Source organism: Mangrovimonas yunxiaonensis, assembly GCF_000733475.1.
Lineage (GTDB): Bacteria > Bacteroidota > Bacteroidia > Flavobacteriales > Flavobacteriaceae > Mangrovimonas > Mangrovimonas yunxiaonensis.
Genome location: NZ_JPFK01000007.1, coordinates 220,821 through 232,401, shown reverse-complemented (window position 1 = coordinate 232,401; position 11,581 = coordinate 220,821). Strand labels below are relative to the sequence as shown.

The following is an 11,581-nucleotide window of genomic DNA, read 5'->3' as shown; positions in this document are numbered from 1 at the left end:
TATGACAAATAAAAACACAGCATCACCTTTTGTAAGTATTATAGTGCCATGTTATAATGTAGCAAGTTTTATAGATAAAGGATTAGGAAGCGTTTTAAACCAGACTTACACAAATTGGGAGTGTCTAGTTGTTAATGATGGCAGTAAAGACAATACAGAAAATGAAATAAAAAAATGGGTAAATAAAGATGCGCGTTTTAAACTAATTTCTCAAGAGAACAAAGGGCTTTCTGGCGCACGAAATACAGGGTTAAAACACGCTAAAGGTGATTGTATTTATTTTTTCGATCCAGATGATATGTTAGATGAAAATTGCTTGGAAAACCTAACAGATTTATACCAACCAAACATTGATGTTGTAATAGGGAAAAATGCTTCAGTTCGCAATCAAACAACAACAATTATTAACACTTTAGAACATTATAACTCAACAAATACATTACTTGAAGGTAAGAATTTTGTAGAGCTGGCCTTAAAAACACCTTTTAGTGTTGTGGCTTGGAATAAGCTCTATAATACTGATTTTATTACCACTAACAATTTGTGGTTTAAAGATGGGTTTGTTCATGAAGATGAACTTTGGTTTTTTGAAACCATGTATTATGCTAGAAAGATTATTTTCAACTCTAAAGTCACCTACTATTATAACATTGGCAATCAAAGTTCTATAACAAAAAATTACAGCTTATACAATCTTAAGTCTTATTTAATAGTTATTGAAGATATTTACACAAAATATTATACGCCCGAAAAAGACAATCAAAATAAATTAATTACAGGCACTTATATTTTAAACTTTCAAATTACAGTAGTTGCTGCTTTTTACAGGTTTATAAAAAAGAATAAGAATATCACGTATAAAAAAGAAGGCACAACTTTAATAAAGCAACATCTTGAAAACTTTAAGATTAAAGATTTCCTGCAATTCAACACCAAAAAAACAAAACAGTATAGTCTTTTTATACGCTATGCCATTAACAATCCCGAGATTGCTTTTAGACTGATTAGAAATACTAATAAAAAAAATATTTTAAAGCGTTTTGAAAGTTGGTATTTAAAAAAACTAGCCTACAACTAGTCTTTCTTAATGTCCTGATACATCTTTATATCTTTAGAAAAACGTTTATTAAACGCATTACTTTTTTTTAATTTCTGAAGAATTTCTTGTGGTATTTTTTTATTGTTAGTATTAAGCTTACTTGCCTTTTCGCCTGTTTTTTTATTATAATTTTCTAGTAAAGTAACCTCTATACGCCCTAAAACTTCCTCAACACCTTTTTGTAAATAAAACGATTGACTCCTAAAATGCCTATCGGATAAATAATCTGGTAATTTCACCACTTTCTTGAGAAACTCATCAAAACTTATTTCGCTTTTAATACCAAAAAAGTTGGTAAGTCCTGAAGGGTCTTCATACATTACATTTTTGTTTGTAACCACATCTAAAAAACATGAATAGATACGTTCATATGGGTTTCTTATTACTAAATGCGCCACTTTACCACAACTAAACTTGCGGTATTTTTTAAAACTATAAAAGCGCTTTCTTAATACTTTGCCATTAGTTTCTAAAGCAGGATCAACCTGATGTATTTCAGGGAATTTACTTGTAAAATCGGGTTTATAACGCCTAATAATATCTACCTTAACTGTGGAACAACCAGATTTGGATATTATAGGGTAAAAGGTATTTGTTTCTGGTATATAATAAACCTCTATGGAATCTATAAGTCTTGTTCCTATAAGGCCTCTTATAAATTTAGAAAGTGTTAATTTTCCTATTCTCATATCATTATTTTACCAAACAAGGGTGCTTAAAACACTTTATTAGATAGTTTTTCGTATTGTTTTTCTGTTAACACGCCCATGTCGTTTAGTTTCTCAATACACGCATAATCTTTTTCTAAATACTTAATCAAGTTACTAACAGCCAAATTAGATAAGTCGGTTTTCTTTTTATTTTTCTTTAAATGGCTTTTAAGTGTAATATTAAAATGAGTGCTTAAATCTTCACTTAACGTTTCGGTTGCAAGAACAGCTACAATTTGTTTCTTTTTACACTTCTTTAAAAAATCACCTAAATAAAAATCGATATCTTCCTTAATGTGATGAATATAAAATTCGTCTTTTTTAAAATCTAGTACAAGATTCCCTTTTTCATCATAAATATTTTCAGCTAAGTTATTTATATCGCTATACTTTTCAAGAAGTTCTTTTTCACCTTGATATAAATCTTTTTGAGTTCCGTCTTCAACCACAAGTTTATACCGCCAATTAAATGCAGATACAAACCTAGATATTGGGTTTCTAACAACAATTATATACTTCTTCTTTCTTCTATAGGTTACCTCGCCAACATGTTTTTCAAAAAAATTAATCTCTTTTTTTTTTAATTCCTCTATAACCGAAGAACCTCCACATTTACCTATATGTATAAGAACTTTGTCTTTTTTTTCTTTTCTTTTAAGCTTATCCACCAACCCCATTAGGCTATCATTAAATATTTAATTAGTTGGTAAATTTAATAAAGTTAAATTAACTAAAGAAAGTTATCCATCTTAATAGAGAATATAACGTTTGTAATATCTTATTTTGTTAGTATAATTCACTCCAATTAAATTATTTTTGCATCATGCAAAACGAAATAAACACCACCCTAACCGCCTTAAAACAAGGCAAAACCATCCTTTACCCTACCGATACCGTTTGGGGTATTGGCTGCGACGCCACCAATTTTGAAGCTATTGAAGCCATTTTCAAACTAAAAAAGCGCGACGAAACCAAAGCCTTAATCTGTTTGGTTAGCGATTTTAAAATGCTGGAACAATACGTAGAGAACATCCCCGAAGTCGCCTACGACATCCTAAAATACGCGAATAAACCCACTACAATTATTTACGACAAGCCCATTCGCGTATCCGAAAACCTAATCGCTGCCGATAATACCCTGGCCATAAGAGTAGTTCGCGAGGGTTTTGCCAACAAACTGATTAGAAAACTACGCAAACCCCTCGTATCAACCTCGGCAAATGTAAGTGGCGAACCTACCCCAAAGTCCTTTAAAGAAATAAGCGACCACATTTTAAAAGGTGTGGACTATGTTGTAAATTTGCAAAACGTAAAATCGGGAAGCCAGCCCTCGTCTATTATTAAAATATCGAACGATGGTATGGTAAAGGTGATACGAGAATAAAAACTCAAATTTCAAACAATAAACCATTATTGAAATTTGAATCCTATGAATTACAAAAACGCCTTACAACATAATATTTTCAAGATTATCTCAAAGTCTGCCAAAACGCTTAACTTAGACAGCTACGTTATTGGCGGATTTGTACGAGATTACCTCCTACAACGCGATGCCAAAAAAGATATCGATGTTGTAGCTGTTGGCAGCGGCATTGCTCTAGCCAAGGAAGTCTCAAAAAACCTTCCTAACAATCCCAAAGTAAAAGTCTTTAAAACCTACGGCACAGCCATGTTGCGTTACGACGATTTAGAAATCGAATTTGTTGGCGCACGCAAAGAAAGCTATACCAAAGACAGTCGCAATCCTATTGTAGAAAACGGCACCTTACAGGACGACCAAAACCGTCGAGACTTTACCATAAACGCCCTAGCACTTAATTTAAGTGAAACACATTTTGGCGATTTACTAGACCCCTTTAACGGTATTGCCGATCTAGAAACCAAAACCATCCGCACCCCGCTAGATCCAGATATTACCTATAGCGACGATCCCTTGCGCATGATGCGCGCCATACGTTTTGCCACACAATTAGACTTCTGGATTGAAGACGAATCGCTTAACGCCATTACCCGAAACAGCCACCGTATCGAGATTATCACCAAAGAACGTATTGTAACCGAACTCCATAAAATACTGGAAAGTGAAACCCCCTCAAAAGGCTTTCTCCTACTAGAAAAAACAGGCTTGCTAGATCGTATTTTACCAGAACTTACCGCACTAAAGGGTATTGAAGAAAAAGAAGGGCAACGCCATAAAGACAACTTTTACCACACCTTGGAGGTAGTCGATAACATTTCTGAAAATACCAACGACCTCTGGCTACGTTGGGCCGCCCTTTTGCACGACATAGGCAAAGCCCCCACAAAACGGTTTAGCAACAAAGTGGGATGGACCTTTCACGGGCACGAATTTAAAGGCTCTAAAATGGTGTTCCATCTTTTTAAACGGTTGAAAATGCCACTTAACGACAAAATGAAATTCGTTCAAAAAATGGTAAGAATGAGTTCGCGTCCCATTGCTTTAGTCGATGAAGAAGTAACCGATTCTGCCGTACGTCGCCTTATTTTCGATGCTGGCGATTACATCGAAGCCTTAATGACACTTTGCGAAGCCGATATCACCACAAAAAACCCAAAACGCTTTAAAAAATACCATAACAATTTTAAAATAGTACGACAAAAAATGGTCGAAGTTGAAGAGCGCGACCGCGTTCGTAATTTCGAACCACCAATCTCTGGCGAAGACATTATGGAAACGTTCAATATTGGCCCAAGTCGCGAAATAGGCACCATTAAAGAAACCATAAAAGAAGCCATTTTAGACGGCAAAATACCAAACAACTACGAAGCGGCCTATAAACTAATGCTTGACAAAGGAAAAAAACTAGGGTTAAGCAAGGCAGTAGAGTAGCAAGGACACAAAGTGGCAAAGTAAAAACTCTGCAACTCAATAACTTTTACAACTATAAAACCCAATAACCTTAACCCCGAAACAGATGCAAAAAGACAACAAACGCGTTATATACTGGCTACTTACTGGCTGTTTTCTTATTTTTATTATGGTTGTTGTTGGTGGCATTACCAGATTAACCGACTCTGGGCTCTCCATATCCAACTATAAATTAATCACAGGCACTATTCCGCCTTTAAACGATACCGAGTGGCAGGAGGCTTTCGAACTCTATAAACAATACCCCGAATACCAAAAACTCAACTACCATTTTGAATTGGAAGATTTTAAACAAATCTATTTTTGGGAATGGTTACATCGTGTAATTGGACGCCTAATTGGTCTCGTATTTTTCGTACCATTTTTATACTTCCTCCTAACCAAGCAGCTCACCAAGAGTACTGTTAAAAAAAGCTTGGCCTTAATGGCCTTAGGAGCCTTTCAAGGATTTTTGGGCTGGTATATGGTAAAAAGCGGCTTAGTAGACAAACCCGATGTTAGTCATTTTAGGTTAGCCGCCCATTTAATTACTGCCTTCTTTACATTTGCAGCAACACTCTGGGTAGCCCTAGATTTAATTTACCCAGAACGCAAACCCATACAGTTCCCAAAATTTAGAAAGCTTATAATTATCAGCTTTATCATACTTACGGTACAAATTATTTATGGTGCCTTTGTTGCGGGCCTAAAAGCCGGATTACTACACAACCACTGGCCTATGATGAACGAAGGTAAATTTATACACCACACGGTTTATATTTTCGAACCGTTTTATAAAAACCTTATAGAAAACCCTAGCGGCATTCAATTTATTCACAGAACCTTAGCCTATTTGGTTGTTGCTACTATTATATGGCTGTGGGTAGAAGCCAAAAAAATAAACCTCAGCCAACTTCAGAAAAAAAGCATTTCCGCCTTGGTGGTTATTGTCTTTATTCAATTTGCCTTAGGCGTATTTACCATTATCTATCAAGTACCTTTGTGGTTGGGTGTGGCGCATCAAATCGGAGCTTTTTTCCTACTTTCGGCCATGACATTTGCCCTGCATAGGTTTAGCAAATAACCCCAAAAAAAAGCACCATAAAAACAAGACCAACAGATTTTAAACCCCGCTTAGCAAGTAAATAATGGAAAAGACGTAACTTTGCGGCAAGTTTTTTCTTGGAATATGATTTATAGATTTAGAATAGTTTTAGACAACGATACCGAAGACGATATTTTTCGCGATATAGAAATACGTGAAACCGACACTTTAGAAGATTTACACAACACCATTACCCAATCTTTTGGGTTCGATGGCACCGAAATGGCCTCGTTTTATGTAAGCAACGATCTATGGGAACAAGGCGAAGAAATATCGCTGTTCGATTTAAGCGATGCCGGCAACGCACGTTTAATGAACGAAACCACCATTAACGATGTGGTACATGAAGCCCAAACCAAGCTTATTTATGTGTACGACTTCTTAAGTCTTTGGACCTTTTTTGTTGAACTAGCAGAAATTGTCGATGAAGCCGAAGGTACAGACTACCCTAACCTAATGTTTGTTCATGGACAAATTCCAGACCAAGCCCCAGAAAAGAATTTTGAAGCCGAAGACTTAGATGAATTTAATGAGTTTGACGATGATTATGATGTTGATGATTACAACACTCTAGATTTTGATGAAAATTGGAATTAAAACAATTTGTACCACAATACAAAAGCCTCCTAAAAATTAGGAGGCTTTTATTTTTGTAACAAATCGCACCCCTGCTCGTCTCATTTGTAAACAACCAATTACAAAACCTTTGGAACCAATTTTAACAATCAACAACCTCACCAAGAAATTTGGCTACCTTACCGCCGTAAAAAACCTATCCTTCACCATAAACAAAGGCAATGTCTATGGTATTTTAGGCCCCAACGGTAGCGGAAAATCCACAACTTTAGGAATCGTTTTAAATGTGGTTAACAGAACCTCTGGCGATTTTTATTGGTTTGACGGAAACACCTCAACCCACGATGCTCTAAAAAAAGTAGGCGCCATTATAGAACGCCCAAACTTTTACCCTTACATGACAGCCTACGACAACTTAAAACTGGTTTGTAAAATTAAAGGCGTGCCTCACACCAAAATTCAGGAAAAACTTGAATTGGTAGGGCTCTGGGACAGAAAAGACTACAAATTTCGCACCTACTCCCTAGGCATGAAACAACGCCTAGCCATTGCTTCGGCTTTATTAAACGACCCCGAGATTTTAATCCTAGACGAACCCACCAACGGCTTAGACCCCCAGGGCATTCATCAAATTCGCTCTTTAATCAAACAAATTGCAGCCAACGGCACCACCATTCTACTGGCTTCTCACTTGCTAGATGAAGTAGAAAAAGTATGCACCCACGTTGTGGTTCTGCGTAAAGGCGAAAAGCTCTATTCTGGGCGTGTAGACGAAATGATAAACAGCCACGGGTATTTAGAACTTAAAGCCGAAAACCCAGACCTCCTTTTAACATTCTTAAAAAGTAAAAACACATTTGGAAAGATAACTGTTGAAGACGATTTAATTACCGTTTTTTTAGATCAGCCAATGGATGCCAAGGCCGTAAACCAATTAATGTTCGACAACGGCATTGTATTAACCCATCTGGTAAAACGCAAGGAGAGCCTAGAAGAGCAATTCCTACAACTAACCGACAACCAATAAAAATTCAATCAAAAAAAAACATATGTTACGTCTTATAAATCTTGAATTACAAAAACTTTGGCTTAACAAAACCAGTAGGATTCTAATATTCATATCCTTCATTTTGCCCTTTACGGTTTTAATCCTATCGTCCATAAAAATTAACTTCTTTGGCTTTTTCACTCTAGAACTAGGAGAGTTAGGCATTTTTAATTTCCCGATTATTTGGCACATTACCACATTTTTTGCCTCCTATTTTAAATTTTTCTTTGCCATTGTTGTTGTAAGCATGATTGGTAACGAGTACAGCAACAAAACCCTAAAACAAAACCTTATTGACGGCCTTAGCAAAAAAGAATTCATACTGTCTAAATTCTACACCATTGTGTTCTTCTCTTTGGTCGCTACCGTGCTTATAGGCGTGGCCACCTTATTTATTGGCTTATACTACTCAAGCTATACCGAAATTGCCATTATTTTTAGGGAAACAAGCTACCTGCTGGCTTACTTTGTTAAATTAGTCGGCTTTTTTAGTTTATGCCTAGGCTTTGGCATGCTGGTAAAGCGTTCGGCATTTGCCCTAGCATTCTTATTTATCCTATTTATTGTTGAATGGCTGGTGTTTTGGGGCGCTTACGAAGTTTTTGGCAATACCGAAATGGCTTGGAAAGTAAAGCGGTTTTTACCTTTAGAATCTATGTACAGCTTAATAGACCAACCCTTCCAACGCATTATAATGACCAAGTACCCAGATAAAATAGACCTAACTTACGACTATGCCGTACATTGGTATGAAGTTGCCACCGTTTTAGGTTGGACGGCTTTATGTATCTTTTTATCTTACAAATTATTAGAAAAGCGGGATTTATAATACCTTTGGATGTCACCATGATAAGCGAAGCATCCAAAAATGAAACAACTACTTACTGCCTTTTTTTTAATCGCCAACACCTTATTAGCAGTTTCACAAGAAGAAGCATCTAACTGGTACTTTGGCGAAAACGCCGGTATTAAATTTAACAGCAATGGCACCGTTACAGAATTAACAGATGGCCAGCTGGATACCGAAGAAGGCTGTACCACCATTTCTGACGATGCCGGAAACTTGTTGTTTTATACCGATGGAAGCTTTGTTTACGACAGAACCCATAACGTAATGCCCAATGGGTTTGACCTTAAAGGCGATGAGTCAAGCACGCAATCGGCCATTGTTATCCCTAAGCCCAACGACCCCGATATTTATTATATCTTTACTGTAGACACGGCTGCTATAGATGGGGAAGACCTAGGCTTTAACTATTACATTGTAGACATGACCCTAAACAACGGTTTGGGCGATGTTAGCAGTGGACGCATTCCCTTGTTGCCAAATTGCTCAGAAAAACTCAGTGCCGTTTTGCAAGATTGCCAAACCCAATCTATATGGGTTATTACCTTCGCCAGCAACACCGGGGGCAATAACAACAATACCTTTTACGCCTACCAAGTGTCCGATCTTGGCGTTAATACAACCCCCGTAATTTCTACGCTTAACATAAACATCAATGAAGCCAGAGGATACTTAAAACTCTCGCCAGACGGCACCAAACTTGCCTGTGCCAATATTGCCCAAGGACTTTATTTGTTCGATTTCGACAAAACTACCGGTGTGGTTAGCAACCCACAGCAGCTTGATATTTCCTATAGAAGAAGTATAGGCGAACCGCAATCGGCTTATGGCTTGGAATTTTCCCCAACAAGCGAAATTCTTTACGTAACCACCTATTTCGACAATAACAATCTAAACGACCCCACTGTACAATACGGTGCTTTGCTACAGTACGATTTAACGGCTACCGACATTAGTGCTTCAGAAACCGTTATAGACCATAGGCAAACCTATCGCGGCGGCCTACAATTAGGCCCCGATGGGAAAATTTACCGCGCCATGAGCGATAGCTATACTTTTGGGTCGCCTTTTTTAAGTGTTATCAACAACCCCAATCAACTTGGTATAGGCTGTAACTATACTAACAATGCCGTAGCTTTAACCAGAAATTCTAGACAGGGTCTTCCTCCATTTATCTCATCCTTTTTTGTGGATAAAATTGATATTATAGGGGCTCAAAACAGCACCTCAACCTACCTTCCCCTTTGTAATGGCACCTCCTACACCCTAACCGCCGACAACATTCCAGGAGCCGTTTATTCGTGGAGCGTTAATGGCACACCACTTTTAGAGAGCGATCACGATTTGGTTGTTACCCAAAACGGCCTTTATGAAGTTGTTATCGATTTAAACAACGGTGGCTGCGACTTTTTGGAGGGCGAAGCCAATGTGGAATACTTTCCAGAGCCTATTGCCCATAATGCTACAGATAGTAACATTTGCGACAATGACAATGATGGGAATTGGGCCTTTGATTTTTCAGTAACAAAAACCCCCGAAATCCTAGGAAATCAAAATCCCGACAATTATAGCGTGCAGTATTTTGAAAGCCAAACCGATGCCGATTTAAACCAAAACCCCATTACATTGCCATACATAAACCAAAACAACCCCCAAGAAATTTTTGCACGGGTAGACCTTACCGGAAGTCCTAATTGCTTCGATACAACTTCGTTTTTTATAGCAGTTTTCGAGACGCCCATGCCCATTAGCATTAACGACCAAGTATTTTGTGATGATGGAAATGATGGCGACCTAAGCAACGGGCAAACTGCTGTTAACCTCAGTATGTTTAATAGCTTGATTATGCCTACCAATACCCAAAATTACACCATAACCTACCACAGCTCTCTAGATGGTGCCACAAACGACACACCTCTACTACCCAGCAACTACTACAACCAAACCCCATTTAACGAAACTATTTTTGTAAGGGTTGAAAATAATGCCAATCCAGATTGTTTTAGCACCACATCGTTTAACCTAGTTGTTAATCCGAGTCCCATAGCCAACAATGCCTACATGCTACAATGTGATGAAGATGGCTTTGAAGACGGCATAACCCTATTTAATTTAAACGAGGCCATAACACAAATTACAAACAATGCCCCCAACCTTTCTGTTGTGTTCTACGATGCTTCAAACAATGAGCTAAACCCTACAAATTATACCAACACAAGCAACCCCGAAGTTATTGTTGCCAAGGTTATCGATAACACCACCAATTGCTATAGCACATCGCAGCTCACCCTAGAGGTAAGCACTACAAGTTTATTGGACTACAACCATCCGCCCGTTTGTGATGAGCTGGGATCTGAAGATGGCATGAACACTTTCAACCTCGATACCATCACTACAGAAATTCAAATCATTAATGGCATTACATTGCCCATTACATATTATGCGTCATTAGAAGATGCCCTAATAGAAACCAATGCTTTAAGCCCTAACTATACCAACACCACGCCTTATTTTCAAACCATTTTTGCCCGAGCAGAAAACAACAATGGGTGCTATGGCATTAGTGCCGTTACACTTACCGTAAAACCATTACCGCATTTAGATGATGATGAAACGGTATTTTATTGCTTAAACACCTTTCCGCAAACCATAACACTAAGCTCTGGCATTAATGGAGCTGCCAATAGCCATACCTACTCTTGGAGCAATGGAGCACAAACCGAAAGCATTCAAATTAACCAACCCGGTAGCTATACCGTAACAGCAACCACTAACGACCAATGCTCAAAAAGCCGAACCATTACTGTTGAACCCTCTAATACGGCAACTATCGAGGACATTCAAATCACAGATATTTCCAGTAATAACAGTATTACCGTTTTAGTTTCTGGTGAAGGGACCTACCAATATGCACTTTACCTCGAAAACGAACTCTTTGCCAATTACCAATCCAGCAACCATTTTAGCCACTTACCTCCAGGCATTTATACCGTAGAGATTACAGATATAAAAAATAATTGTGGTAGCATAACCCAAGAGGTATCGGTGATAGGCTACCCTAAGTTTTTTACACCAAATGGAGATGGATATAACGATTTCTGGAACATTTTTGGAGCTTCAAACACCTTTCAGCCCAGTACAGAAATTATTATTTTTAACCGTTATGGCAAACGCCTTAAAGTGCTTTCTCCATTAGATCGGGGGTGGGACGGCACTTACAATGGCGAGCTCATGCCAACAGACGATTATTGGTTTACGGTAACCTTACAAGATGGCAGGTCTTTTAAAAGCCACTTTACACTTAAACGATAAGATTTATTTGTATTT

At 37.7% G+C, this 11,581-nt stretch carries 10 protein-coding genes; 8 read left to right on the top strand and 2 right to left on the bottom strand.

Features of this window, described 5'->3' with window-relative positions; translation table 11 throughout:
• The first annotated feature begins 1 nt into the window (after window position 1).
• Window positions 2-1,078: a glycosyltransferase family 2 protein gene (locus IA57_RS08440; RefSeq protein WP_036121983.1), complete on the top strand. Its 1,077-nt coding sequence runs from the start codon at window positions 2-4 to the stop codon at window positions 1,076-1,078.
• On the opposite strand, the gene IA57_RS08435 is transcribed toward IA57_RS08440, so the two are convergent.
• Entirely contained in the window at window positions 1,075-1,788 is a 714-nt protein-coding gene (locus tag IA57_RS08435) for a sulfotransferase family protein (RefSeq protein ID WP_036121981.1), read from the bottom strand. The two genes, IA57_RS08440 and IA57_RS08435, sit on opposite strands and share 4 nt — an antisense overlap.
• Window positions 1,789-1,814: 26 nt before the next feature.
• The gene (locus IA57_RS08430) at window positions 1,815-2,486 is read right to left on the bottom strand and encodes a sulfotransferase family 2 domain-containing protein (protein ID WP_036121979.1); all 672 of its coding nucleotides are present in this window, start codon (window positions 2,484-2,486) and stop codon (window positions 1,815-1,817) included.
• Between the two features lie 146 nt (window positions 2,487-2,632).
• Between IA57_RS08430 and IA57_RS08425 the strand changes: the two genes are divergently transcribed.
• The 7 genes from IA57_RS08425 (at window position 2,633) to IA57_RS08395 (ending at window position 11,566) form a co-directional block, all read left to right on the top strand.
• The gene (locus tag IA57_RS08425) at window positions 2,633-3,193 is read left to right on the top strand and encodes an L-threonylcarbamoyladenylate synthase (protein WP_036121977.1); all 561 of its coding nucleotides are present in this window, start codon (window positions 2,633-2,635) and stop codon (window positions 3,191-3,193) included.
• Between the two features lie 45 nt (window positions 3,194-3,238).
• Window positions 3,239-4,660 carry a CCA tRNA nucleotidyltransferase gene (locus IA57_RS08420; protein ID WP_036121974.1) on the top strand — a complete coding sequence of 474 codons (1,422 nt, stop codon included), beginning with the start codon at window positions 3,239-3,241 and terminating at the stop codon, window positions 4,658-4,660.
• Window positions 4,661-4,745: 85 nt separating this feature from the next.
• Window positions 4,746-5,762 carry a COX15/CtaA family protein gene (locus IA57_RS08415; protein WP_036121971.1) on the top strand — a complete coding sequence of 339 codons (1,017 nt, stop codon included), beginning with the start codon at window positions 4,746-4,748 and terminating at the stop codon, window positions 5,760-5,762.
• 105 nt (window positions 5,763-5,867) lie between these two features.
• Complete coding sequence (locus IA57_RS08410) at window positions 5,868-6,380, top strand: IS1096 element passenger TnpR family protein (RefSeq protein WP_036121970.1); 513 nt, start codon at window positions 5,868-5,870, stop codon at window positions 6,378-6,380.
• A 109-nt stretch (window positions 6,381-6,489) separates the two neighbouring features.
• Window positions 6,490-7,386 (top strand): ABC transporter ATP-binding protein, encoded by an 897-nt coding sequence (locus IA57_RS08405; RefSeq protein WP_036121968.1) that lies wholly within the window; start codon window positions 6,490-6,492, stop codon window positions 7,384-7,386.
• A 22-nt stretch (window positions 7,387-7,408) separates the two neighbouring features.
• A complete protein-coding gene (locus IA57_RS08400) occupies window positions 7,409-8,236 on the top strand; it encodes an ABC transporter permease (RefSeq protein WP_036121965.1) in 828 nt (275 codons plus the stop codon).
• A 39-nt stretch (window positions 8,237-8,275) separates the two neighbouring features.
• Window positions 8,276-11,566, top strand: coding sequence for a T9SS type B sorting domain-containing protein (locus IA57_RS08395; RefSeq protein ID WP_036121962.1), 3,291 nt, complete (start codon window positions 8,276-8,278; stop codon window positions 11,564-11,566).
• Window positions 11,567-11,581: the final 15 nt, after the last annotated feature.